23 protein-coding genes are annotated in these 24,554 nt (G+C 73.9%); 11 read left to right on the forward strand and 12 right to left on the reverse strand.

Annotation, left to right across the window (positions count from 1 at the left end; all coding sequences use genetic code 11):
• Window positions 1–192 precede the first annotated feature (192 nt).
• Together ACZ7EC_RS01695 and ACZ7EC_RS01700 are read left to right on the forward strand one after the other, a co-directional pair.
• A complete protein-coding gene (locus ACZ7EC_RS01695) occupies window positions 193–2,712 on the forward strand; it encodes a SpoIIE family protein phosphatase (RefSeq protein ID WP_471056278.1) in 2,520 nt (839 codons plus the stop codon).
• 319 nt (window positions 2,713–3,031) lie between these two features.
• Window positions 3,032–5,653, forward strand: coding sequence for a SpoIIE family protein phosphatase (locus tag ACZ7EC_RS01700; RefSeq protein ID WP_471057795.1), 2,622 nt, complete (start codon window positions 3,032–3,034; stop codon window positions 5,651–5,653).
• 56 nt (window positions 5,654–5,709) lie between these two features.
• On the opposite strand, the gene ACZ7EC_RS01705 is transcribed toward ACZ7EC_RS01700, so the two are convergent.
• The 3 genes from ACZ7EC_RS01705 to ACZ7EC_RS01715 form a co-directional block, all read right to left on the reverse strand.
• The gene (locus tag ACZ7EC_RS01705; RefSeq protein WP_471056282.1) at window positions 5,710–6,210 is read right to left on the reverse strand and encodes a nucleoside deaminase; all 501 of its coding nucleotides are present in this window, start codon (window positions 6,208–6,210) and stop codon (window positions 5,710–5,712) included.
• Between the two features lie 31 nt (window positions 6,211–6,241).
• A complete protein-coding gene (gene cynS, locus ACZ7EC_RS01710; protein WP_471056285.1) occupies window positions 6,242–6,712 on the reverse strand; it encodes a cyanase in 471 nt (156 codons plus the stop codon).
• A 76-nt stretch (window positions 6,713–6,788) separates the two neighbouring features.
• Complete coding sequence (locus ACZ7EC_RS01715) at window positions 6,789–7,373, reverse strand: carbonic anhydrase (RefSeq protein WP_471056288.1); 585 nt, start codon at window positions 7,371–7,373, stop codon at window positions 6,789–6,791.
• Window positions 7,374–7,499: 126 nt separating this feature from the next.
• Here ACZ7EC_RS01715 and cynR point away from each other — a divergent pair, with 126 nt between their 5' ends.
• On the forward strand, window positions 7,500–8,417 hold the full coding sequence (cynR, locus tag ACZ7EC_RS01720; protein WP_471056291.1) for a transcriptional regulator CynR: 918 nt from the start codon (window positions 7,500–7,502) through the stop codon (window positions 8,415–8,417).
• A 45-nt stretch (window positions 8,418–8,462) separates the two neighbouring features.
• On the opposite strand, the gene ACZ7EC_RS01725 is transcribed toward cynR, so the two are convergent.
• The gene (locus ACZ7EC_RS01725) at window positions 8,463–8,696 is read right to left on the reverse strand and encodes a hypothetical protein (protein ID WP_471056294.1); all 234 of its coding nucleotides are present in this window, start codon (window positions 8,694–8,696) and stop codon (window positions 8,463–8,465) included.
• Between the two features lie 82 nt (window positions 8,697–8,778).
• Complete coding sequence (locus ACZ7EC_RS01730) at window positions 8,779–10,623, reverse strand: glycoside hydrolase family 15 protein (RefSeq protein ID WP_471056297.1); 1,845 nt, start codon at window positions 10,621–10,623, stop codon at window positions 8,779–8,781.
• A 208-nt stretch (window positions 10,624–10,831) separates the two neighbouring features.
• On the opposite strand from ACZ7EC_RS01730, the gene ACZ7EC_RS01735 reads away from it, so the two are divergent.
• Window positions 10,832–11,038 (forward strand): hypothetical protein, encoded by a 207-nt coding sequence (locus ACZ7EC_RS01735; protein ID WP_471056300.1) that lies wholly within the window; start codon window positions 10,832–10,834, stop codon window positions 11,036–11,038.
• A gap of 193 nt (window positions 11,039–11,231) precedes the next feature.
• Here ACZ7EC_RS01735 and ACZ7EC_RS01740 read toward each other — a convergent pair whose 3' ends face one another.
• The 4 genes from ACZ7EC_RS01740 to efeU form a co-directional block, all read right to left on the reverse strand.
• A complete protein-coding gene (locus tag ACZ7EC_RS01740) occupies window positions 11,232–11,711 on the reverse strand; it encodes a DUF5709 domain-containing protein (RefSeq protein ID WP_471056303.1) in 480 nt (159 codons plus the stop codon).
• Window positions 11,712–11,810: 99 nt separating this feature from the next.
• The gene (nicT, locus tag ACZ7EC_RS01745; RefSeq protein WP_471057798.1) at window positions 11,811–12,983 is read right to left on the reverse strand and encodes a Nickel transporter NicT; all 1,173 of its coding nucleotides are present in this window, start codon (window positions 12,981–12,983) and stop codon (window positions 11,811–11,813) included.
• Window positions 12,984–13,166: 183 nt separating this feature from the next.
• Window positions 13,167–14,438, reverse strand: a complete 1,272-nt coding sequence (gene efeB, locus ACZ7EC_RS01750) for an iron uptake transporter deferrochelatase/peroxidase subunit (RefSeq protein ID WP_471056306.1) — start codon at window positions 14,436–14,438, stop codon at window positions 13,167–13,169.
• A gap of 38 nt (window positions 14,439–14,476) precedes the next feature.
• The gene (gene efeU, locus ACZ7EC_RS01755; RefSeq protein WP_471056309.1) at window positions 14,477–16,594 is read right to left on the reverse strand and encodes an iron uptake transporter permease EfeU; all 2,118 of its coding nucleotides are present in this window, start codon (window positions 16,592–16,594) and stop codon (window positions 14,477–14,479) included.
• 211 nt (window positions 16,595–16,805) lie between these two features.
• Here efeU and ACZ7EC_RS01760 point away from each other — a divergent pair, with 211 nt between their 5' ends.
• From ACZ7EC_RS01760 to ACZ7EC_RS01780, 5 genes are all read left to right on the forward strand, one after another.
• Complete coding sequence (locus ACZ7EC_RS01760; protein WP_471056312.1) at window positions 16,806–17,465, forward strand: DedA family protein; 660 nt, start codon at window positions 16,806–16,808, stop codon at window positions 17,463–17,465.
• Window positions 17,466–17,514: 49 nt separating this feature from the next.
• Entirely contained in the window at window positions 17,515–18,228 is a 714-nt protein-coding gene (locus tag ACZ7EC_RS01765) for a phosphatase PAP2 family protein (RefSeq protein WP_471056315.1), read from the forward strand.
• Window positions 18,229–18,266: 38 nt separating this feature from the next.
• Entirely contained in the window at window positions 18,267–18,707 is a 441-nt protein-coding gene (locus ACZ7EC_RS01770) for a MarR family winged helix-turn-helix transcriptional regulator (protein ID WP_471056317.1), read from the forward strand.
• 121 nt (window positions 18,708–18,828) lie between these two features.
• Window positions 18,829–19,413 (forward strand): cysteine hydrolase family protein, encoded by a 585-nt coding sequence (locus ACZ7EC_RS01775; protein ID WP_471056320.1) that lies wholly within the window; start codon window positions 18,829–18,831, stop codon window positions 19,411–19,413.
• The gene (locus ACZ7EC_RS01780) at window positions 19,410–19,970 is read left to right on the forward strand and encodes a YbhB/YbcL family Raf kinase inhibitor-like protein (protein WP_471056323.1); all 561 of its coding nucleotides are present in this window, start codon (window positions 19,410–19,412) and stop codon (window positions 19,968–19,970) included. The genes ACZ7EC_RS01775 and ACZ7EC_RS01780 overlap by 4 nt, the downstream gene beginning before the upstream one ends.
• Window positions 19,971–19,979: 9 nt before the next feature.
• Here the strand turns inward: ACZ7EC_RS01780 and ACZ7EC_RS01785 are convergent, their stop codons facing one another.
• From ACZ7EC_RS01785 to ACZ7EC_RS01795, 3 genes are all read right to left on the reverse strand, one after another.
• A complete protein-coding gene (locus tag ACZ7EC_RS01785; protein ID WP_471056326.1) occupies window positions 19,980–20,441 on the reverse strand; it encodes an ALF repeat-containing protein in 462 nt (153 codons plus the stop codon).
• A 159-nt stretch (window positions 20,442–20,600) separates the two neighbouring features.
• The gene (gene prcB / locus ACZ7EC_RS01790) at window positions 20,601–21,455 is read right to left on the reverse strand and encodes a proteasome subunit beta (protein ID WP_471056329.1); all 855 of its coding nucleotides are present in this window, start codon (window positions 21,453–21,455) and stop codon (window positions 20,601–20,603) included.
• A 27-nt stretch (window positions 21,456–21,482) separates the two neighbouring features.
• Complete coding sequence (locus ACZ7EC_RS01795) at window positions 21,483–23,003, reverse strand: hypothetical protein (protein WP_471056332.1); 1,521 nt, start codon at window positions 23,001–23,003, stop codon at window positions 21,483–21,485.
• 163 nt (window positions 23,004–23,166) lie between these two features.
• Between ACZ7EC_RS01795 and ACZ7EC_RS01800 the strand changes: the two genes are divergently transcribed.
• Complete coding sequence (locus tag ACZ7EC_RS01800; protein WP_471056335.1) at window positions 23,167–23,550, forward strand: BlaI/MecI/CopY family transcriptional regulator; 384 nt, start codon at window positions 23,167–23,169, stop codon at window positions 23,548–23,550.
• An 84-nt stretch (window positions 23,551–23,634) separates the two neighbouring features.
• Window positions 23,635–24,522: a M48 family metalloprotease gene (locus ACZ7EC_RS01805; RefSeq protein ID WP_471056338.1), complete on the forward strand. Its 888-nt coding sequence runs from the start codon at window positions 23,635–23,637 to the stop codon at window positions 24,520–24,522.
• The last annotated feature ends 32 nt before the right edge of the window (window positions 24,523–24,554 follow it).

Genomic DNA, 24,554 nt, shown 5'->3' on the forward strand with positions numbered 1-24,554 from the left:
GTCCGACACCCCCGACCACGGCACGCGCGGTACGCAGTCCATTACTAGGAGCCGCTTCCCCGCGCCGCCACCCGAGTGAGGCACCGGTGTGAGCCCCCGCCGCCGGTCGTCCGCCGGGGTGCGCCCTGTGCTCTCCCTGGCGCATTCTTGCTGTGTGATCCACCCGGAGGCGGACGGGACGAGGTAGGGCCGATGGCGGGCAGCGGGGAGCGGGCGGTCCGTACACGGGCCCGGCTGGCCGCGCTGCTGGCGGACGCCGCCACCGCGGCGCTGCGCGCGGCGGGCGGCCGGGTGGCGGGCGTGTATCTGCGCTCGGCCGGTCCCGCCGACGCGCCCGACGTCCTCCGCCTGGCGGTCCTCTCCGGCCTCCCCGGTCCTCTCTTCCGCCCCTGGTGGCGGGTGCGTGCGGACCGCCCCTTCCCCGTCTGCGACGCCTACCGGCTGGGGACCGCCGTGGTGCTGGCGGACGCGGCGGAGGCCATGCGCCGTTACCCGCAGTTCGCGGCGGGGCTGCCGTTCCCCTTCGCATCCGTGCACCTGCCGGTGCCGGGCGGCGGCCGGCCGCTCGGGGTGCTCACGGTGCTGCGTCCCTCGCCCGGCGACGACGGGGACGAGCCCTTCGACCCGGAGCTGCCGGCCAGGCTCGCCGAGGGCCTGGGCACCGAACTGCTCGCGCTCGCCGACGGTGACCCGGCCGCGATCGTCTGGGCCGGGGAACCGCAGTGCGTACGGCCCCCCGCGACCCGGCCGCCGCAGGCCGCCGTCGGACGCTTCGCCTGGGACCCGGACACCCGCGCGGTCCACGCCGACGACCGGCTGCACGCGCTGCTGGGCCTGGCGGCGGGCGACTTCGCGGGCACGGACACCGCGCTCGCGAAGGCACTGGCCCCGGCGGAGCCCCACCGGGTGCTGACCGCGCTGCGCGACACCGCCGCCGGGAAGCCGCCGGCCCCGCTGAGCCTGCGGGCGGCCGACGGCGTGTCCCGGCTGCTGGACCTGTGGCCCGCCGGGGACGGCGGCGCGATGGTGCCCGGCGCGGACGGCGGCCGGGCGGCGCGGGTCGGCGGGGTGGTGTTCGACGCCGGCCGGGCCGCCCTCGCCGACGGGGCCGCAGACCAGCTGCCGCAGGGCGTGCTCACCCTGGACCGGCTGGGCGTGATCGGGTACGCCAACGCGGCAGCGGCACGGTTCGCCGGCCGGCCGCGCAAGTCGCTGCCCGGTCGGACGCTGTGGGACGCGCTGCCGTGGCTGACCGGTCCGCCGTACGACGATCATCTGCGCGGCGCCCTGCTGTCCCCCGAGCCGGTGCACTTCCATGTGCGGCGGCCGGGCGGCGCCGACGGGCCGCCGGGCGGGTACGACGGGTTCGCTGTGTCGGTGTATCCCGGTGACGACCTCCTGACCTGCACGCTCGTCCCGGCCAGCCGGATCGCGGCGCCCGAGGGGCCGTCGCCGCCGGGGCAGCCGGTGGCGGGCGCTCCCCCGGTGGCGGCGGCGTACCGGCCGATCGCGCTGGCCATCGCGCTGACGGACGCGGCGACGGCGCAGCAGGTGTCGGCGGTGGTGATGCGGGAGCTGCTGCCCGCGTTCGGGGGCCGCCGGCTGGCCATCTACCTGCTCCAGGAGCGGCGACTCCACCTGGCGTGGGAGTCCGGCTTCCCACCGGGCTTCCTGGAGCGGTTCGACGGGGTGGCGCTGGATGCGCGGATCCCCGCCGTGGAGACGCTGGCGACGGGCCGGCCGCTGTTCTTCGAGTCGATGCGGCAGCTCGCGGCGACCTATCCGGGACTGCCGACGGACGCCGCGGAGGGAGCGCGGGCGTTTCTGCCGCTGATCGCGTCGGGCCGGCCGGTCGGCTCCTGCGTCCTCGGCTTCGACGGCCCGCGCCGCTTCAGCGCGGAGGAGCGTACGGTGCTCACCGCGCTCGCCGGGCTGATCGCGCACGCGATGGAGCGGGCCCGGCGCTACGACAGCGAGGCGGCCCTCGCCCGCGGGCTCCAGCAGGCCCTGCTGCCGGGCCGCCTGTCGGCGCATCCCCGAGTGGAGACGGCGGGCCGCTATCTGCCGGGCACCCGAGGGCTGGAGGTGGGCGGTGACTGGTACGACGCGGTGGAGTCCGGGGACGGTCTCGCCCTGGTCATCGGGGATGTGCAGGGGCACGGGGTGCAGGCGGCGGCGACCATGGGCCAGCTGCGCAGCGCGGTCCGGGCGTTCGCGCTGGGCGACCGGCCGCCCGACGAGGTGCTCAGCGGCACCAACCACCTGCTGATCGGTCTCGATCCGGGCCAGTTCGCCAGTTGCTGCTGTCTGCGCCTGGACCCGGCGACCGGGCGGACGCTGATCGCCCGCGCGGGTCATCTCCCGCCGCTGCTGCTCTCCCCCGGCGGCCGGGCCCGGCCGCTGGACGTGCCCGGCGGGGTCGTCCTCGGGGTGGATCCCGGCGCCCGCTATCCGGTGACCGAGCTGGTCCTCGAACCGGACGCGATCCTCGCGCTGTACACGGACGGACTGGTGGAGCGGGCGGGCGCCGACATCGACGACGGGATCGCCGAGCTGTGCGCGGCCCTGGACCGGGCTGGCGCCGCCGCCGGGCGGCGCGACGGCCTCACCCTGTCCGGGGTCGCCGACCGCCTCACCGCCGCCGCCCGGCACGCCGCCGCCCGCCCCGACGACGTGGCCCTCTTGCTGGCCCGCAGGCTCCGCCGTGGCTAGCCAGCCGGTCCTGCCACGCCGGCTGCCGACGTCCGGGCGGCGGCGTACGGCCCGGACGCCGCGGGTCGTCCGCGGCCGGCCGCGCGGCTCCCCGAGTCCGCTCGCCGCGCTCCTTCGCCCGGCACGCCTCCTGCGCCTTTCCCGGCGCCCGCCGACCGGGGTGACGGTCTCGCCTGATGCCGCCGGGCAGTGTAGACATGGGCACATGGTGCGACTGCCCGGCCGGCCAGTGTCCCGGCCGCCCCGACCCTTCGGGCACCCGCGCGCACCACTGGCCCCGCCGCCGGACGGCCCCAGTGCGAACGGCGACCGGCCGGGCATGCTGTGGGCGGCGGTGACCGGGCGCAGCGTCGCCGGTCAGGTGTTCGTGCTCCAGGTCGTGATCGTGCTGCTGCTGGTGGTCTCGGCGGTGGTGGCCCAGGTGCTCCAGGTGCGCCACGACAGCGAGACCGAGGCGCGTAACCGCTCCCTCGCCGTGGCGCAGACGTTCGCCAACGCGCCCGGCACGGCCGCCGCGCTGCGCTCACCGGATCCGACGGCGATCCTCCAGCCGAAGGCCGAGGCCGCGCGCAAGGCGACCGGCGTGGACTTCATCGTCGTGATGAGCACGAAGGGCATCCGCTACACGCATCCGCGTCCCGACCGCATAGGCAAGAAATTCGTCGGCACCATCGGCCCGGCCGTGGCCGGCGGCACGGTCGTGGAGACCGTCAACGGCACGCTCGGCCCGCTGGTGCAGAGCGTGGTCCCGGTCAAGGACGCGCACGGCACCGTGGTGGGGCTGGTGTCGGCCGGGATCACCACCGCGCACGTGGGCGGGGCCGCCGACCAGCAGCTGCCGCTGCTGCTCGCCGCGGCCGCCGCGGCGCTCGCGCTGGCCACCGCGGGCACCGCGCTGGTCAGCAGACGGCTGCTGCGCCAGACGCACGGCCTCGGGCCGTACGAGATGACCCGGATGTACGAGCACCACGACGCGGTGCTGCACGCGGTGCGGGAGGGGGTCCTGATCGTGGGCCGCGACGGCCGGCTGCTGCTCGCCAACGACGAGGCGCAGCGCCTGCTGGACCTGCCCGCGAACGCCGAGCGCCGGCATGTCCTGGAGCTGGGCCTGGACGACGACACGGCGCGGCTGCTGGCCTCCGGGCGGTCGGCCACGGACGAGGTGCACCTGGTCAAGGACCGCCTCCTGGCGATCAACCAGCGGCCCACCGAGCTGCGCGGCGGCCCGGCCGGCAGCGTCGCCACGCTGCGCGACTCCACCGAGCTGCGGGCGGTGTCCGGGCGGGCGGAGGTGGCGCGGGAACGGCTGAACATGCTGTACGACGCCGGGGTGGGCATCGGCACCAGCCTGGACGTGACCCGCACCGCCGGGGAACTGGCGGAGCTGGCGGTGCCCCGGTTCGCGGACTTCGCGACCGTGGACCTGTTCGAGCCGGTGCTGAACGGGGAGGAGCCGCGGCCCGGCAGCGATCTGCGCCGGGTGGCCTGCGTGGGCGTGCGCAAGGGTTCCCCGCTGTACCCGGTGGACCACCGGATCAGGTTCGTTGCGAGCTCGCCGCAGGCTCACAGCCTGACGACCGGGCGCTCGGTGGTGGAGCCGCGGCTGCGCGACGCGCCGGGCTGGCGGGCGCAGGAGCCGGAGCGTACGGACAAGGTGCTGGAGTACGGCATCCACTCGCTGATCACCGTGCCGCTGCGGGCCGGGAGCCTGGTCCTCGGCGTGGCGAACTTCTGGCGTTCGGAGAAGCCGCAGCCGTTCGACGCCGAGGAGCTGGCGCTCGCGGAGGAGCTGGTGGCGCGGGCGGCGGTGTCCATCGACAACGCCCGCCGCTACACGCGCGAGCACAGCATGGCGGTGACGCTCCAGCGGAGCCTGCTGCCGCGGACGCTGCCCGAGCAGGGGGCGCTGGAGATCGCCTACCGGTATCTGCCGGCGCAGTCCGGGGTGGGCGGCGACTGGTTCGACGTGCTGCCGCTGTCCGGGGCGCGGGTGGCGCTCGTGGTCGGCGATGTGGTGGGGCACGGGCTGCACGCGGCGGCGACCATGGGGCGGCTGCGCACGGCCGTGCACAACTTCTCCGCGCTGGATCTGCCCCCCGACGAACTGCTCGGTCTGCTGGACGAGCTGGTGGGCCGGATCGACCAGGACGAGAGCCCGGACGAGGGCGCCGCGGTGACCGGCGCGACCTGCCTGTACGCGGTGTACGACCCGGTGTCGCGGCGGTGCACCATGGCCCGTGCGGGGCATCCGCCGCCGGCGCTGGTGCGTCCCGACGGGCGGGTGGAGTTCGCCGAGGTGCCGGCCGGACCGCCGCTGGGTCTGGGCGGGCTGCCGTTCGAGACGGTCGATCTGGAGTTGGACGAGGGCAGCAGGCTGGTGCTGTACACGGACGGCCTGGTGGAGGACCGGGAGCGGGACATCGACGTCGGCCTGGAACTGCTGGGCGACGCGCTGCGCCGAACGCCGGACGGTTCCCCGGAGACGACCTGCCGTACCGTGCTGGAGCTGATGCCGGGCCGGCCGAGCGACGACGTGGCGCTGATCGTGGCCCGGACGCGGGTGCTGGGTCCGGATCAGGTGGCCGAGTGGCAGGTTCCGTCCGATCCGGCGGCCGTCTCCGAGGTGCGCTCCGCGGTCACCCGGACGCTGGAGGCGTGGGGGCTGGACGAGCTGGCGTTCGCGACCGAGCTGATCCTCAGCGAGCTGGTCACCAACGCCATCCGCTACGGACGGCCCCCGATCGGGGTACGGCTGCTGCGCGACCGCACCCTGATCTGCGAGGTCTCCGACCGCAGCACGACCTCCCCGCATCTGCGGTACGCGGCGAGCACCGACGAGGGCGGCCGGGGCCTGTTCCTGGTGGCGCAGGTCGCCGACCGCTGGGGCACCCGCTACACGCCGAACGGCAAGATCATCTGGGCGGAGCAGCCGCTGCCGTAGGGGCGGCTCCGCCCGGATTGCGCCGTCCGGTGCGCCGGTCGGCCGGGGGGGTGCCCTCAGTCGGCGGTGGGTGCGCCGGTGACGCGGCGCTCGCCGCCGTTGCGGTGCTGCCACATGCGGTAGACCTCCACCGCCTCCGCGCGCGGCTCGTGGCGCATCGGCAGCCGGCGCTCGTCCCAGTTCTTGCCGAACTCCTCGTAGAAGGTGTCGAGTTCGAAGTACTTGCGGTCGTCGGCGTAGTGCGGCGCGTAGGCGTCGCGGGTGGTGAGGAAGACGACCTCGTCCGGCGAGCAGTAGTACAGCGAGCCCAGGCACATCGGGCAGGGGTGGGCGAGGACGTAGATGGTCGTCCCGGTCAGGTGCTCGGTGCCCAGCTTCACGCAGGCCTCGCGGATGGCGAGGATCTCCGCGTGCGCGGTGGGGTCGCTGGTCTGGGCGACCCGGTTGGCGCTCTCGGCGAGGATCTCGCCGTCCTTGACGATGACGGTCGCGAAGGGGCGCCCGCCCTCGGCGACATTGCGGCGGGCGAGGTCGATGGTGCGCTGGACGAAGTCCACGCGGTCCTCCTGGGTGGTCGGGCGGGGCGGGTCAGAAGGGCTTGGTCGGCAGGTACTTGCCGTCCAGGGTGATGACGGCGCGCTCGCCGCCCTCGGGGTCGGCGACCTTCCTGACGTCGAGCCGGAAGTTGATCGCGGAGATGATGCCGTCGCCGAACTCCTCGTGGACGAGGGCCTTGAGGGTGGTGCCGTAGACCTGGAGCATCTCGTAGAAGCGGTAGATCGTCGGGTCGGTGGGGACCGTGCCGGGGATGGAGCCGCGGGTGGGGATGGTGGTCAGCAGCAGGGCGGCGTCCTGGTCGAGGCCGAGCAGTTCGGCGACGGCGTCGGCGGCGTGCGCGGGCAGGGCGTGCTGGCCGAGGACGGCGGCGGTGGTGAAGGCGACCGACAGGCCGGAGGCGTCGGCGATCTGCTGCCAGGAGAGGTTCTTGCGGGTCTTGGCCTCGACGGCGGCGGCGGCCAGGTTCTGGCGGGCGGTGGGGTCGAACTGGGCGTGGATCACGGGGGTGTTGTTCCTCACTGTGTGGATGGGGCGGTCACCGGACCGCGCCGGCGGGGCCGGTCCGGGGGTTGGGGGGTCAGGCCGCGAGCGGGGCGGCGGGTGTGAGGTCCTCGACGTGGCCGGTGGCGATGTCGAAGACCCAGCCGTGCACCGTGACCTGGCGTCGGGCCAGGGCGCGGGCGACGCTGGGGTGGGTGGCGAGGTTCGCGAGCTGGGCCAGCACGTTCTGCCGGACCAGGGCGGGCACGTCCGCGGTACCGGGGGTGCGGGCCACCGAGGTGTCGGCGAGCCGCAGCCAGTCGGCGACCGCGGGGGCGCCGCCGAGGTCGTGCCCGTGGGCGAGGGCGGTCATCGCGCCGCACGCGGAGTGCCCGCATACGACGATGTCCCGGACCCCGAGCGTCCCGACGGCGTACTCGATGCTCGCCGCGACCCCGTCGGCGCCCGGTGCGCGGGCGGGGACGAGGTTGCCCGCGGTGCGGATGACGAACAGCTCGCCGGGCTCGCAGCCAGTGATCAGCTCGGGCACGACGCGGGCGTCGGAGCAGCCGATGAACAGCGTGTGCGGCGCGTGGTGCGCGGCCAGGCGGCGGAACAGCTCCCTCTTGGCGGGGAACACATCCTGCTGGAAGCGCGCGACGCCCTTTGCGAGGTCATGCATGGGTCACTCCCTTTCGTGGCGGCCCGGCCCGTCGGGCCCGGCGAGATCCACCCTGCATGACCTCGGGCTATAGCGTCCAAGACGCACTGGGCATCACCGCTATAGATGCCATCTATAGTCGTGTCCATGGCCCTGGAACTGCGTCATCTGCGCTATCTGCTCGCCGTGGCCGAGCACGGCAACTTCACCCGTGCCGCCGAGGAGCTGCACATCTCCCAGCCCACGCTGTCCCAGCAGATCAAGCAGCTCGAACGGACCCTCGGCAGCCAGCTGCTCGACCGCACCGGGCGCACCGTACGTCTCACCGACGCGGGCGAGGCGTACGCCCAGCACGCCCGCGCCGCGCTGCACCAGCTGGCCGCCGCCGAGCGCGCCGTCCACGATGTGCGCGACCTTTCGCGCGGGCGGCTGCGGCTGGCGGTCACCCCCACCTTCACGGCCTATCTCGTCGGCCCGCTCACCGCCGAGCTGCACGACCGGCATCCCGGCATCACGCTGACCGTGCGGGAGACCACCCAGGACCGGATCGAAGCGGGGCTGCTGGCCGACGAGTTCGACCTCGGCATCGCCTTCCGGGGCACCCATCTGCCCGGCATCACCGCGACCGACCTGTTCACCGAGACGCTCACCCTGGTCACCGGTGACCTCGGTAACCCGGTTGCACCGCAAAGCCGTTCGGCCGCGCTGCCGGTACGCGCCCTCGCCGGGCGCCAACTCGCGCTGCTCAGCGGCGACTTCGCCACCCGTGGTCATATCGACGCGTACCTGGAGCGGCACGGGGTCAGCCCGCGCATCGCCGTCGAGGCGAACTCCATCCAGGCCCTGACCGAGGTCGTGCAGCGCACCCGGCTCGCCACCGTGCTGCCGGACGCGATCACCCACGACCACCCCCGCCTCGCCCCCGTGCCGCTCGACCCCGCCCTGCCGGTCCGCACGGTCGCCCTCCTGGGCCGCGCCGACGCCTACCGCAGCGCGGCGACCGGTGCCTTCACCCGGCTCGTCCACGAGCTGGTGCGCAGCCGCGGATACACCGGGGCAGCCTGAAGCCGGGACGGGCGCACGGCCCGTCCCGGCTCCGCGGCGGGGTGGTCAGCCGCCGAGGCGTGCGCGCAGCAGCTGCTTGCCGAGTTCGGCACCCTTGCGGCTGTCGGCCTGGGCCTTGCGGAACAGTTCCGCGGTCTCGCCGTCGCCGTCGCGCTCGGCGTCCTGGATGTAGCTCTCCAGACGCAGCGCGTTGTTCAGGCACGACTCGACGTACCAGATCAGGTTGTAGTCCTTGTCGCGGGTTCCGGTGAGGTGTCCGGTCTCGCTGGTGCTGGTCATGCGGGTCTCCTCCTTCGGTCCCGTCCGTCGGTTTCCGCGCCTCGGGTACCCGTGCGGTCTGCCCGCACACGGGCCGCCGGGCTCAGCCGAGGGCGCGGTCCAGGTTGAAGGCGGCGCTGATCAGCGAGAGGTGGGTGAACGCTTGCGGGAAGTTGCCCTGTTGTTCGCCGGTGCGGCCGATTTCCTCGGCGTACAGGCCGAGATGGTTGGCGTAGGTGAGCATCTTCTCGAAGGCGAGGCGGGCCTCGTCCACCCGGCCGGCCCGCACCAGCGCCTCGACGTACCAGAAGGAGCAGATCGAGAAGGTGCCCTCGTCGCCGCGCAGCCCGTCGGGGCTGACCCGCGGGTCGTAGCGGTAGACCAGCGAGTCGGAGACGAGTTCCCCGGTGAGGGCGTCCAGGGTGGACAGCCACTTGGGGTCGGTGGGGGCGATGAACTTGGCGAGCGGCATCATCAGGACGGAGGCGTCCAGCACATCGCCGTCCTCGTGCTGCACGAAGGCGTTGCGCCGCGCCGACCAGCCGCGGTCCATGATCCGCCGGTAGATGGCGTCGCGGGTCTGCCGCCAGCGCAGCAGCTCGGCGGGCAGGCCGCGCCGGTTGGCCAGCCGGATGGCGCGCTCCACCGCGACCCAGCACATCAGCCGCGAGTACAGGAAGTTCTTGCGCCCGCCGCGGGTCTCCCACACCCCTTCGTCGGGCTGGTCCCAGTGCGCGCAGACCCACTCGACCAGATGGGTCACGTCGTCCCACTGGTCGCTGGAAATGGGCTCGGCCCATTTGTCGAAGAGGTACACGGAGTCGATCAGGGCGCCGTAGATGTCGAGCTGGAGCTGGTCGGCGGCGGCGTTGCCGACCCGGACCGGGGCCGAGCCCTGATGGCCCTCCAGGTGCGGCAGCTCGCGTTCGGGCAGGTCGGTGCGGCCGTCGATGCCGTACATGATCTGGAGCGGGCCGGAGGCGGCGCCGTCGCCGGGGCTGATGTGGGTGGTGAGGAAGCGCATGAACGCCTCGGCCTCGCCGCTGAAGCCGAGCCGCAGCAGCGCGTAGACGGCGAAGGCCGCGTCGCGCACCCAGACGTACCGGTAGTCCCAGTTGCGCTCGCCGCCGAGCTGCTCGGGCAGGCTGGTGGTGGGGGCGGCGACGATGGCGCCAGTGGGGGCGTAGGTGAGCAGCTTGAGGGTGAGGGCGGAGCGGTGCACCATCTCGCGCCAGCGGCCCCGGTAGCGGGACTGGTGGAGCCAGCGCCGCCAGTAGGCGACGGTCGCGTTGAACTCCTGCTCGGCCTCGGCGTGGGCACAGCCGCGCGGGGCGAGGGCGGTGCCGGCCTGGTCGAGGGCGAACACCGCCGTCTCGCCCTCGCCGAGTTTGAACTCGGCGAGGGCGTCGCGGCCGTCGCACTCCACGGCCACGGTCGCGGTGAGCGCGAGCGCCAGGTCCGGCGATTCGAACAGCAGGGTGCCGTCCACGTCGCGGACGGTGTGCGGGGCGGCGCCGTAGTCGAAGCGGGGGGCGACGAGGGCGCGGAAGGGCACGTTGCCGCGCACGCAGACCACCCGCCGGATCAGCCGGTGCCGTACCGCCTCGCCGGACTGCCGGTCATCGGCGGCGACCGGCATGAAGTCCTGCACCTCGCCGACGCCCTCCTCGGTGAAGAACCGGGTGATCAGCACGTTGGTGTCGGGGAAGTAGAACTGCTTGGTGCGGGCCGGGACGGCGGCGGCCAGCTCGAAGCAGCCGCCGCGCTCGGCGTCCAGGATGGCCGCGAAGACGCTGGGCGAGTCGAAGGACGGCGAGCAGTACCAGTCGATGGTGCCGTTGCTGCCGACCAGGGCGACGCTGCGCAGGTCGCCGATCAGGCCGTGTTCGGCGATCGGCAGGTAGCGGGGGCGGGCGGAGGTGTCCGCGGGGAACGGCGTCTGGCTCATCGGCGGCCTCCCGGTGCGGGTGCTCGATCTCGTCCGCGATGTCTCCAGCTTAGGAGCGAGTACGGCGCGGTGGAGTGGGCAGGAGCTTGTCACCCGTCACCGGCGTGCCTTCCGGATGCAGGGTGCGCCGCGGCGGGCAATGGTGAGAGTGTGCCCCGTTCGGCGGCACCGGCACGGATGCGGTCATCCGGACCGAGGAGGAGGCAACATGTCGACATCCGCAACCGGAGGGTCCCGGTCGCCCGACGACCAGTGCACCCCGGATTCTCTGCTCCACTCGGCTCCCCAGCAGGACGTCACTCCGGAGGACCTGGTGATGGCGGCCGGGAGGGACGTCACCCCGAAGACGCTCGACTGGGCGCGCCGCAAGCTGGAGACGGAGGGTCCGTCGGCGATCGAGAAGCTGCTGCCGTAGCTTTTCCGGCGGGTACCGGCCGAGCGGAGTCCGAGGCTCGGCCGGTACCCGCATGCTGGCCAAGGGGTTGCGCGCGGAGTCGTCACCGCGGGCGGCCCGGCGGCGGCCCCCACGCTCACGCGTCCGCGCGCCCGGAGCCACCGTCCCGCGCCCCGTCAGCCGGGCCGCCCGCCGCGGGTGCCGAATCGTTCCGTCACTCCGGCAGTCCGGTCTCGTCCGGTACGACATGCACCGCGGCCTCCTCCGCTCCCGCCGCTCCCCCGTCGATGCCCACGTCCTCGGCGACCTCTTCCTTGGTCGTGTCGGAGCGGGTCCCCTCGTCGGGGGCCAGCAGACGGCCCGCGCGGTCCCCGCCCGCCTCGGGATCGACCGGTTCGCCCGCGCCGCCGGGCAGGTCGCCGATGCCGTCGCCGACCGGCACCTCCGTGTCGGGCACCTCCTGGCCGAGCCGCTGGTCCAGGCTCTCGCCCGCGCGCTGCTCGGCGGCGGTCGTCCCGTACTTGGTCACACCGAGCGGGCGCTCGGGCGGCGAGTAGCCCTCGTCCAGCATGTCGTCGTACGAGCGTTCGCCGACCGCGTCCTGCAGGTCCAGCGGCGCGGCGTCCTCCTGCTCCTCGTTGGTCCCGGTGGGCTGGTAGGCGTCGTCCCCCATGGGGGTCTGCGCGTCGCTCATCGTCGGCTCCTTCCGTGTTCGCGCGCGGCGGTCCTGGTCCACGTTTCCCGCAGCCGCGAGATCAACCCCGCGAACACCGGATCGGTCGGCGCGACCGCGTCAGTCCGCGGACTGCTCGGCCAGGCCCGCGGTCCACTTCTCCTCGATGCGGCCGGCCTTCCACACCAGCAGCGCGAGCGCCCAGGTGGCGAAGAACAGGCCCACGATGACGAAGCCGACCGTGTTGAGGTCGAGCCCGGCGACCCAGTCCCAGAAGAAGCCGTGCAGGTCCATCTTGTCGGCGAGGAGGCCGAGGAGTTCGACCGAGCCGATGATGAGGGCGACGGCGACGGACAGGCCGGTGATGGTGAGGTTGTAGTACACCTTGCGGACCGGCTTGGAGAACGCCCAGCCGTAGGCGAAGTTCATGAACGAGCCGTCGATGGTGTCCAGCAGCGACATCCCGGCCGCGAACAGCACCGGCAGGGTCATGATGGCGTACCAGGGCAGGCCGGAGGCGGCGCCGGAGCCGGCGAGGACCAGCAGGGCGATCTCCGTCGCGGTGTCGAAGCCGAGGCCGAACAGCAGGCCCAGCGGATACATCTGCCAGGGCTTGCTGATCGAGTTGGTGACCCGGCCGAGCAGCCGGTTCATAAAGCCCCGGTTGTCGAGCTGGGCCTCCAGGGCGGCCTCGTCGTAGTGGCCGGTGCGCATCTTGCGGAAGACCTTCCAGATGCCGGCCAGGATGACGAGGTTGATCGCGGCGATGAGGTAGAGGAAGGCACCGGAGACGGTCGTACCGATGAGGCTGGTGACCTGGTGGAGGTGCGAGTTGTCGTCGCGGACCGGTCCGGCCAGGGTCTTCATGCCGAGCGAGAGCAGCAGGGCGAGGCCGAAGACGATGCTGGAGTGCCCGAGCGAGAACCAGAAGCCGACGGAGAGCGGGCGCTGCCCGGAGCCCATCAGCTTGCGGGTGGTGTTGTCGATGGCCGCGATGTGGTCGGCGTCGAAGGCGTGCCGCATGCCCAGGGTGTAGGCGGTCACACCGATGCCGATGCCGAAGGCCGCCGGCTCTCCGGAGGAACCGGTGCCGACGCTGAAGTGCCGGGGCGCGATGACGCCGACCAGGGTGCCCCAGCCGACGATGTGCAGGGCCAGCACGAAGGCGGCCATCGAACCGACCCTGGTCCACTCCTGGCGCGTCATGGAGCGGCGCACGCGTTGCCAGGGCGACGGCCTCGGGGCGTCGGCCCGGACGGGGAGGGACGGAGCGGGACCAGGGGCGGCCGTCATCGGGAGGGTCATTCCTAACGTCGTACGGAGTGCGGCTGCACACCACAGCCTTGTGCCATCATCCCGTACCTGCAACCCATTTGCAGTAAAGGCGGCGACACGCCTTTCCCATGGTCAGGAAAAGACCATGGGAAGGAAAAGGCCGCTCCCCGGACGGGGAGCGGCTCCAGGGAGGCGGTCCGGTCAGGCGGAGAACATGCCCCGGCCCAGCCAGTCCGCGCTGTCACGGACGCCGGGCAGGGCGAAGAAGTAGCCGCCGCCGGTCGGGGAGATGTAGTCCACCAGGGGTTCGTCGATCAGCCGGGTCTGCACGGCCTCGAACTGGCGCTTGACGTCCTGCTGGTAGCAGCAGAAGACGAGGCCCATGTCGAGGTTGCCGACGTTGTCCGCGCCCCGGTCGTAGTTGTAGCCGCGACGCAGGATGCGGGAGCTGTCCGACGCGGCGGTGCGCGGGTTGGCGAGCCGGATATGGGCGTCCAGCGGGATCGCGTTGCCGTGCGGGTCCTTGGCGTAGTTCGGGGCGTCGGTCTCCTTGGCGCCGTCCAGCGGGGCGCCGGTGTCCTTGCGGCGGCCGAACATCTTCTCCTGCTCGGTGAGCGAGACCCGGTCCCAGAACTCGACCAGCATCCGGATGATCCGGACGACCTGGTAGCTGCCGCCGGCGGCCCAGGCGGGCTCGCCCTGCCCGGCGCCGACCCAGATCAGCTTGTTCGTCTCGCGCGCGGAGTTGACATCCGGATTGGCGATGCCGTCCTTGAAGCCGAGCAGGTTGCGCTGCGCGCCGGTGGGCCGGGGCGCGTTCTGGAAGCCGTCGATGCGCCACTTGACCTGCATCGCGCCGCGGGTGTGCCGGGCGATGTCGCGCAGGGCGTGCAGCACGGTGTCCCGGCTCTGGGCGCAGATCTGGAGGGAGAGGTCGCCGTGGCACTCGGCCGGGTTCAGGTTGTCGTTCGGGAAGGTCCGCATGGGGACCAGCCGGGCGGGCCTGGCCTTGGCGAGGCCGTAGCGGTCGTCGAAGAGGGAGGAGCCGACGCCGAGGGTGAGGGTGAGGCCGTCCGCGGGGACCTCGGGGCCGAGGATGCCGTTGTCGGCGGGCGGGGCGCCGACGCCGAGGTCGGCGGGGGCGCCGCCGGAGGTGAGGAAGCGGGCCCGCTCGGTGATGGTCTTCAGCAGGTCGGCCAGGCCCTTGCGGTCGTCGGCTATGACGTCGAAGGAGACGAACGCGGCGGCCGCCGGCTGCGGGGTGACGATCCCGGCCTGGTGGGCGCCGTGGAAGGGCACCTTCGCACCGGCGTCCGGTCCGCTCGGCCCCGCCTGGGCGGTGCCGCCGCTCTCGGCGAGCGCGAAGCCGCCGCCGGCCAGGACCGCTCCGGCGGCACCCGCGCCCAGCGCGCCGCGCACGAAGGAGCGGCGGGCGGGGCCGACGGGGCAGGACGGCGTGTCGGCGGTGGACATGGGCGGGTTCCCTTCGGAGTGCGGGTGCGCGGTGGTCATCAGGCGGACTTCCGGATCTCCAGCAGGTCCGGGATCGGGGCGAGATCCTCCAGGAGCTGCCCGGTCGCCCCGTCGAGGCGCTGGCGGTCGGTGGTGGAGAGCTTCTCGACCGGGGTCCAGTGGCCGCCGCCGTGGTCCGCGTCCAGCAGCTTCTGCACCCGGTCGATGTCGGTGTCCACGGTGGGCAGCACCGTGGGCGCGCGGTGGCTGAGCAGCGGCTCGAGGACGGTGAGCAGTTCGCGGGTACCGGCCAGGTTGGCGTCGGCGGTGGCGAGGTTGGTGCCGCTGCCCTCGTCGGTGTCGCCGGTGAGCTCGAACTGGAGGGTGTTCTCCAGGATCTCGTGGGCGCGCAGCGGCAGGTCGGCCGGGTCGAAGTCCTGGCTCGGGAAGGCCTTGCGCAGCCCGGCCACGTCCGTGGCGAGCTGCCGGGCGGGCCCGGTCAGCTCCTTGGCCGACTGGCCGTGCCACAGGCCGTACTCCAGACGGAGGAAGCCGCTGAAGTCCTTGTCGTGCTCGCCGCCGGGCAGGCCGTCGGCTCGGCCGTCGATCTTCTGGTCGAAGTTCTCGAAGGTGCCGTAGGCGGCGCCGAGGGAGGCGTAGGTGCGGTGGGCGGTGAGCCAGTCGGTGCGCGCGGTGTCCAGGTGGCCGCCCTCGATGTCGTGCTGGAGGGTGCGGGTCTGCCCGACGAGGGTGTCCAGGCCCTTGCCGACGTACGTCTTGTACGACTTCAGGGGCGCGGCGAGGTCCTGTTCGGAGACGGGGGCGACCGGCTTGGCCGCGCCGCCGCCGGTGACGGTGACCGCCTTGGAGGTGACGGCCTTGCCGCTCGCGGGGACGCAGCGCCAGGCGTAGGTGCCGCCGGAGACGGTGGCGACGAGGTCGCGGGTGGTGCCGGGGGCGAGGCCCTCGATCTCGCCGTAGACCGCGTTGGTGGACGGGTCGACCAGGTAGACCTCGCTGGCCTGGCGGCCGGTGTTGTGCATCTGGAAGGTCTGCCGGCCGGGCTTGGGCGCGGTGAAGCCCTTGCCGCAGTCCGTCTCGGAGACGGCGACGGTCTGGTCGCCCGCGGGCTTGGGGCGGCCGAGGGCGACGAAGAGTCCGGCGACGACGGCGGGTACGGCGACCACGGCGGCCGGGACCACCCAGACCGGGCGGCGCCGGGCGGCGGGCTTCGGCTCGGGCGCGGGCTCGGGCTTGGAAGGGGGGTCCGTCCTGGGCGTGGCCTCGGCCGGGGAGGCGGATGCGGCCTGGGGCGCGGGCGCGTCCGTCGAAGCGGATCCGGCCTGGGGCGCGGGCCGGGGAGCGCTGACGCGCACGCCGCGCACGAACAGGGTCATCACCACGGCGAGGTAGGCGACGTAGGCGACGACCTGGAGCCAGGTCATGGTGGGCGTCAGGTTGAAGACGCCCTGGACCAGGGTGCTGTACCAGGAGCCGGCGTCGATGCTGCCGGCGAGGTCGAAGGCGTAGGCCGTCTTGCCGGGCAGCACGCCGCCCTCCTGGAGATCGCGCAGGCCATAACCGAGCACGCCCGCGGCGATGACGATCAGGACGGCGCCGGTCGCGGTGAAGAACTTCGTCAGGTTGATCTTCAGGACCCTGCGGTACAGGCCCCAGCACAGCCCCGCCGCGAGGACCAGACCGATGGCGGCGCCGGTCAGCGGGCCCGCGGACTCGCCGGCCGCCCGTGCGGTGGTCCACAGGAACAGCGCGGTCTCCAGGCCCTCGCGGCCGACGGCCAGGAAGGAGGTGAGGACCAGCATGCCGGAGCCCATGGCGAGGGCGCCGGTGACCTTGTGCTTCAGCTCACTGGAGAGATTGCGGGCCGAGCGGCGCATCCAGAACACCATGGCGGTGACGAACGCGACGGCGATCACACTGAGGATGCCGCCGAACGCCTCCTGGGCGGTCCCCGGCATGGACGCGGCGGTGAAGGTGAGGACCGCGCCGAAGCTCATCGCGACGGCGATCGCGGCCAGCACACCCGTCCACACCTGCGGCAGCCGCGAGCGCGCCTCGGCGCGGACCAGGGTCGCGACCAGGATGGAGACGATGAGTCCCGCTTCGAGCCCCTCCCGCAATCCGATCAGGAAACTCGGAAACGCGTCGTCCCACATGCCCTGCGGCCCTCCCGGAAATTAGCGAAGGCATGCCTTACCTTCGCGACCATGATGACCACACCTTCGTACGCAACCGGTCACGAACAGGCAATCGGGGGGCAAAGTCCGGGAAGCGACCCCTGGCCGGATTCGCCGGGACACCCGGCGACCGTCTACAAATGTGTAGTCACATGTTGTCGAAGCAAGTCGAAGGAAAGGGCGTGCGGCCGTGGCCACTCCCCCGCAACTGGCAGCGCAGCTCGCGGTCAATGTGCTCGACGCCCACTCGCTGCTGGCCGCCTTCGGCGTGTTCGGCGTCGGCGTGGTGCTGTTCGCGGAGACGGGCCTGCTGATCGGGTTCTTCCTGCCGGGCGACTCGCTGCTGTTCACAGCGGGCCTGCTGTGCACCGGCACGGCCGACCGCGGCCTGCACCTCTCGCTCGGCCCGCTCCTGGTCGCGGCGGCGCTCGGCGCGCTGGCAGGCTCCCAGTGCGGGTTCCTGATCGGCCGCAAGGCGGGTGGCGCGCTGCTGGCCCGCACCCGCTCGGCGAAACTGCGCGAGGGCGCGCACCGCGCGCAGGAGCTGCTGGACCGGTACGGCCACGCGAAGGCGATCGTGCTGGCCCGCTTCGTGCCGGTGGTGCGGACGGTGCTGAACCCGATGGCGGGCGCGCTCGGCGTGCCGACCCGCACCTTCACCTTGTGGCAGGTGCTCGGCGGCCTGGTCTGGAGCCTCGGCCTCACCCTGGGCGGGTACGCGCTGGGGTCCTCGATCCCGAACGTCGACAAGTACCTGCTGCCGCTGATCGCCCTGATCGTCCTGGTCTCGCTGAGCCCGCTCGCGGCGGAGGCGCTGCGTGCCCGCAGGGCGGCGAAGGAGACGCCGTGACGAAGCCGGCGACGCACGGGCGATCGTCCATGGCGGCGGTGTGCCGGGCGTGGCCGCCGCCGGCGCCGTGAGCCGCCGCGGGGGCTCGCTCGTCGCCGGTCTCGGTGTCTGCGCCTGGTCCGCGTTCGCGGCGCTGACCCTCGTCGTGGTCGCGCGGCACGGCGCCCCGCTCCCGCCGGATCGCGCCCTGCACGCGTGGTCGCTCGGGCACCGGCCACCGGTCGCGGTCGCCGTGGCACGCGGACTGACCGGCACGGGCACGGGGGCGGTGCCGTACGCGCTGGTGGTCGCGGCCGGGCTGATCGCGGGCCGTACGACCCGGCAGCGGGGGGCCGCCGCCCTGCTGGGCCTCCTCTGCCTGGGCCTCGGCCAGGCCGTGCGGTACGGCGTGATGGAGCTGGTCGGCCGGGCCCGGCCGCCGTACCGGGACTGGCAGGCGCTCGCCTCCGGCTGGTCGTACCCCTCCGGGCACACCACCACCTCGGCCCTGGCGGCCGGGCTGCTGATCACAGCACTGTGGCTGCGCTCCCCGCAGGGCCGGGGCCCGCTGGCGCTGCTGGCCGTCTGCTGGGCCGCGGGGGTCGGGCTGACCCGGATCTTCCTCGGGGTGCACTGGTGCACCGATGTGCTGGGCGGCTGGCTGTTCGCGGCGGGCTGGCTCGCCCTGCTGCTCGCGGCGGCCGGCCGATGGCTGCCCGCCATCCTCCGGCCCCACGCACCGGCCCTCGATTCCGGCTCCGGCCCCGGCTCGGACGCACCTTAGGGAGATACTAAGGAAGCTTTATAAGCTAGCCTTAGCATATGAGTGATGATCTGGACCCCGAGGCGGTCGCCGCGGACCTGCTCGCGAGCATCGGCGCGCTGGTGCGCCGGGTGCGCCAGGTGCCGGTCGAGGGCGGGCTGACGCTCCCGGAACGCGGCGCCTTGGCGCTGCTGGACCGCACGGGCCCCAGCACCTCCTCGGCGCTGGCCCGTGAGGCGCAGATCACCGCGCAGTCCATGGGGGCGACGCTCGGCGCGCTGCGGGCCCGCGGCCTGGTCGAGCGCCGCCGTGACCCGGACGACGGCAGGCGCCTGGTGCTGACGGTGACCGACGCCGGCCGGCAGGCGCTGCGGGACAAGCGCAACGCGCGGGCCGAACTGATCGCCGGGGCCCTGACCGGGGGCGGGTTCACGCCCGCGGAACTGGATCGGCTCGCCACGACCGCCCCGCTGCTGCGACGGCTGGCCCAGAACATCTGACCCCGGCGCGACAACAGGCGCCGACCGGGCCCTTCGACTGCGGGCTGGTGAACCCGGCCCCGGCGCCTTCGGGACAGGTCGGGGCCCGGCACCACCGACCCCCACAGGAGAAGCAACCACCATGGCACTGACCACGATCGACCCGGCGTGCGCTCTCGTCGTGATCGATCTCCAGAAGAGCATCGTCTCGCCCCGCACCGACGCCGGGGTGAGCGTTGCCGTCGAGCGATCGGCGCGGCTGGCCGGCGAGTTCCGGCGGCACGGGCTGCCGGTGGTCCTCGTCAACGTCACCGGCCGCGCGCCGGGCCGTACGGAGAGCGGGCGGTCCCGGCAAGCCGGGCCGCAGGGGCGCCGGGCCGGGCGGCCGTCCGACTGGGCCGATCTCGTGGCCGAGCTCGACGTCCAGCCGGGCGATCATCTGATCACCAAGCGACGGCGCAGCGCGTTCCACGACACCGGGCTCGACACCCTGCTGCGGGACCTGGGCGTCACCCAGGTCGTGCTCACCGGGATCTCGACGAGTTCGGGTGTGGAATCGACGGCGCGCTCGGCCTCCGACCACGGCTACCACGTCGTCCTGGCCACCGACGCCATGTTCGACCCTGACGCGGAGGCCCACCGCCACAGCATCGAGCGGATCTTCCCCAAGCTCGGCGAGACGGCCACCGCCGCCGAGGTCGCCGCGCTGCTGGAGGCGACGCGATGAGCTTTCCGGGCCGACTTCTGCGGAACCGCAGGGCGGGCGAGACCCATGCGGCGTGGAACCTGCCCCGCCTCCAGGGCCCCGAGCTGCTGACGCTCACCAGCCGGGACTTCGGCGACGGTGACCCGATGCCGCTCCGGCAGTGCGCCAAGACCATCGGCGGCGCCGACCTCTCCCCCCACCTGGCCTGGACTGCGCCGCCGCCCGGCACGGCCCGGTTCCTGCTGGTGGTCGAGGACATCGACGTCCCGCTGGCCAGGCCCGCCGTGCACTGCCTCGCCCTGATCGACCCGGCGACCGGGTACCTCGACGGGGGTGCCCTCGGGAGACGGCAACCGGCCCCCGGCGTACGGCTGCTGCGCTCCACCATCGGCCGCGGCTACCACGGCCCCGCCCCGATCAAGGGCCACGGCCCCCACCGCTACACCTTCCAGCTGTTCGCCCTGGCCGCCCCCGTGGACCTCCCGCGGCCGGAACGGGCCCGCCCCCGCGCCCTGCTGGCCGCCGTCACCGGTCCTGTCCTCGCCCGCGGCCGTCTGACCGGTGTGTACGAGCGCTGACCCGGTCCGTCAGACGCCGGTCTCGTAGCGCCCGTGCTCCAGGAAGGCGCGCAGTGCCTCGGGCGTCCCGTCGTCCAGGGCCCTCTGGGCTGCCGCGCGCACGGCCGCGCCGGTGGCCGGGTCGGCGAGGATGCGCAGGATCGCGACCCGGTCGTCCTCGGCCTGGGCGAGGCGGTAGCCGGTCTTCAGGAAAATGCGCAGGGCGTCCACGGAACCGTCGTCCAGGGCGGCGTTCGCCTCCCGGATCACGGCCTTGTCCTGGTTCTGCTGCGCATGGGCGAGGATCCGGAAGACCGCGACGCGCACATCGTCGTCGGACATGTCGTCGACCGGTGTGGTCGAGCCGTCCGTCGCCGCCGCGACGCTCGTCGCGGCGGCGGGCGCGCCGGCGGCGAAGGCCGGGGCGGTGAGCAGCAGGGCGGGCAGCAGCGCGGTGGCCGCGACGGTCAGGGCGGCGCGGGTCGGTCTCACGAAGGCACCTTCTCTGTGTCGGTCCGGAGTGCGGGATGTGTGCGGGGCGCGAGCGCCCCCTGCCGGGAATCTAGGCCCTGACCAGCCCGGAGTTCACTGCCGGAGTCCGGCAGTGTCCGCACGCCGTTCGCTGCCGTTCGCCTGACGCCCCGCCAGGGTTCAGGGCGCGGCGTGCGGGCCGTCCGGGCGGCTGTCGCGCCGGCGCACCATCTCGCGGCTCAGCTCCTCGGTCTCCGCCTCCGGCAGCCGTTCGTAGCCGTCCTCGGTGATGAACGCGAGGATCGGGAAGATACGGCGGTTGAGGTCGGGACCGCCGGTGGCCGAGTCGTCGTCGGCCGCGTCGTACAGCGCGTGCAGCGCGGCGAGGGCGGCCTCGCGGCGGGACAGGCCGGGCCGGTAGAGCTTCTTGAGCGCGCCGCGGGCGAACGGCGAGCCGGAGCCCTCGGCGTGGAACTCCCGCTTCTCGTACAGGCCGCCGGCCGCGTCGTAGGCGAAGATCCGGCCGCCCTCCCCGGTGGGCGCGCCGAGGTCGTACCCGGCGAGCAGGGGGACGACGGCGAGGCCCTGCATGGCCTGGGCGAGGTTCTGCCGGATCATGGTCGCGAGGCGGGTCGCCTTCGCGCCCAGCGTCATCGGAATGCCCTCGATCTTCTCGAAGTGGGCCAGTTCGACCTGGTAGAGCCGCACCATGTCGAGGGCGAGTCCGACGGTGCCGGCGAAGGCGACGGCCGTGTGGTCGTCGGCCGGGTGGACCTTCTCCAGGTCCCGCTGGGCGATCAGGTTGCCCATGGTGGCCCTGCGGTCCCCGGCGAGCAGCACGCCGTCGCCGTACGTGAGCGCGAGGACCGTGGTGCCGTGCGGAAAGCTGTCCGGGGCGGCGCGCGTGCCGGGTGGCAGCGGGGCGGCGGTGGGCAGCAGGCGGGGGCGGTGGGCGGCCAGGAACTCGGCGAAGGACGAGCTTCCCGGCGTGAAGAACGCCTCGTCCATCAGTCCGGCGGTGTCGTTCCCCGTCATCTGCTTCCCCTCCATGGTCACGCGGTATCACCCGTGTCCTACCTGACCCGGTGGAACCGGAAACCCTTTCCCGTGCCCCGGCGTGTAGTACACCCGTCGGTTTCCGGCCGTGGTCCAGGGCCAATCGCGGGCGTACGCGGGCGGTCGCGCGCCCGCCGGCACGAGCGCGGCCGTCGGCATGTGCCGTGCGGTGCGCGCGATGGCGTCCGCGGTGGTGTCGGCGTTGGGGCCGGAGGTCGCGGCCGAGGAGCAGCCGGCGTAGAAGGCGACGGGCAGCGCGTCCTCGCCGGTGACCAGGCAGGGGGCGCGCACACCGAGGCGGTGCAGGGTGGCGGCAGTGCGCGACCAGGAGCGGTGCCCCGCGGCGGCGACGTCCGCCGTGCGCACCAGGACGGTCAGCTGGGCCCCGAGGTGGACGGCGAACACCAGGCAGAGCGCCGCGGCGGTCGCCGGGCGCCAGGGCCGGGGCGGGGCGCTCGCCAGGCGGAGCAGCGCCGCGGCGACGGGCGGGGCGAGCAGGGCGTAGGCGGGCAGCAGGAAGCGGGGGGCCGCGTAGTCGATCAGGAACAGGTAGGGGAAGGCGGCCGACGCGGCGCACGCGAGCGGCAGCGCGGTGGCCACCGGGCGCCCCGCGCGGACCGCGCACAGCAGGGCGAGCGCGGCGAGCAGGGGCAGCGCGCACCACCAGAAGGTGACGAGCGGGCCGGGCAGCGCGCCGGTGCAGGGCCGGCACAGGGTGCGCCCGCCGAGGCTGCGCAACTGGTCCACGAGGGCGAGGTGCCAGCCGAGGCCGCCCTGGATCGCCGAGCCCTCGGACAGCCGCTGGAGCAGCCCGCCGTAGCGTACGTACGCCTCGATCACCCACTCGGCGACCCCGGCCGCGAGCCCGGCGAGCAGCGCGGCCGGCCGCCGCCAGTGCCGCTGCAGCAGGCCGAGGACGAGCAGCGGCAGGACGACCCACACCGCGTCCATGGGCCGCATCAGGCCCATCAGCGCGGCACCCGCGGCCAGGCTCCACGGCGCGGCCCGGCCGGAATCAGGCGCGCCCGCGCGCAGGTACGCGCCGACCGTCACCAGCGCGCCCACCGCGACCCAGTAGTTGGGCATCGCCTGGGGGCCGTAGAAGAGGGTCACCCACAAGGAGGCGAACAGGGCGGCGCCCAGGGCGAGGACGCGGGGCGGGAACAGGCCGCGCCAGGTGCGCAGGGCCAGGTACAGGGCGAGGCCGGACAGGGCGGCGAGGTAGCAGCGCAGCAGGACCGTCGAGGACGACCACGCGGCGACCGGCGCGACGAGCAGCGAGATGCCGCGGGCCCGTGGCGCGCTGAAGTAGGCCGCGGGCGCGCCGCCGCCGACCTGGCTGACGTACACCGCCTCGTCCCAGCCGAGACCCATACCGGGGCGGACCAGGAGCAGTTGGGCCAGGGTGAAGGCCGCGCAGACGACTGCGAGCGGGAGGGCGGCCGGTATCTTCCGGGCGCCGTCGGACGGCCGCCGGGAGCGGGTGTTCCGCGTCCCGGTGCGTACGGTGTCGGCGCTGCCGTTCATCTTCCTCCCCTTCGCCCCGATCCCACCATGAACGAGCCGGGACCGGAAAGGACCACCTGATCACAGGGCGGGCAAAGAGCGCGGGCGAACCGCCGCCCGCCCGGTGTCCGGGAAGGCGGGACGGCCCCTCGGGCGCCGCCACTACGCGCTGTAAGGTTGGACCATGGCTGGCACAGGGTCCCGTGGCAGGGCGGAACGGCGCAGCGCCGGGGAGCTGGAAAGCGAGGTGCTGGCCGCCCTCTGGGCCACCGATCGGCCGCTCACCCCGGCGGAGATCCAGGCCGAGATCGGCGGCGATCTCGCGTACAACACGGTGCACACCATCCTCAAGCGGCTGTACGACAAGGGGCTGGTGCTGCGGGACGCGGACGGGCGGCGCGGCGCGTACCGTCCGGCGAAGAACGCGGCGGAGCTGACCGCCGAAGCCATGCACCAGGCCCTGGACCGGGGCCCGGACCCGATCGCCGCGCTCCAGCAGTTCGTGACGGGTCTGAGCCGCGAGGAGGAGCGCGTGCTGCGCGAACTGCTCGCCGGGGGCGACGCGTAGCGGCAGGACGGCCCCGCGCGGGGCCGGCACGAGGTTCGGCACACGAGGTTCCACGCACGACGTCCACGACGTGAGGTCTCGCGCATGAGATTCGATGTGTACAGCCCGCTGGCGCTGTCGCTGCTGCTCGCCGCGGCCGGCCCGCTGACCGGCCGGTACGTCGCTCCGGCGGTGGCCGCGCGAGTGCTGGCCGGGGCCGCCGTGGTGACCGCCGGGGCCACCGTCTGGACGCTGGCGCTGCTCGGTGCCGCGCTGCTCGGGAACGTGCCGCCCGAGGTCCGCGGGGGCCGCCGGGACGCGGCGGCCGATCCGGTGCCGGTGGTGATCGGGCTGGCCGCGTGTCTGGGGCTGGTGGTGGTCGCCGTGCGGCTGCGCCGTGCCGTACGGGCCGAGTGGCGCACCCGGCGGGCGCTGCGCCGGCTGTGCGAGGGGCAGCCCGCGGACACCGAACTGATCGTGGCCGCCTCGTCGGTGCCGCGGGCGTGCGCGGTTCCGGGACGGCCGGGCCGGATCCTGGTCACCTCGGCGATGCTGGCCGCGCTCGGGCCCGCCGAGCGGCGGGTGCTGCTCGCGCATGAGCGGGCCCATCTCGCCCACCGGCACGATGTGCTGGTGACGGCGGCCGTCCTCGCGGCGGCGGCCGATCCGCTGCTGTGCCCGGTGCGTTCGGCCGTCGTCTACCTGGTGGAGCGGTGGGCCGACGAGCTGGCGGCGGCCCGGATCGGCGACCGCCGCACCGCCGCGCTGGCGCTGGCGCGGGCCGCGCTCACCGCGCAGCGCGGCGGCGAGGTGCCCGCGCTGCACTTCGCCGACCAGGCCGTCACCCGCCGTATCGCCGCCCTCCAGGCCGTTCCGCAGCCGAGCCTTGGCTCCGCCGCGCTGGCCGTCCTCGCGCTGAGCACCCTGCCGCCGCTGCTGGCGGCCGACGCCACCGGCGACCTCTTCCGGCTGCTGACGGGCGCGACGCCGTGACCGGGGCGGGCCCCGCCCGAGGGGCCCTGGGC

The organism is Streptomyces sp. NPDC037203, from assembly GCF_055605065.1.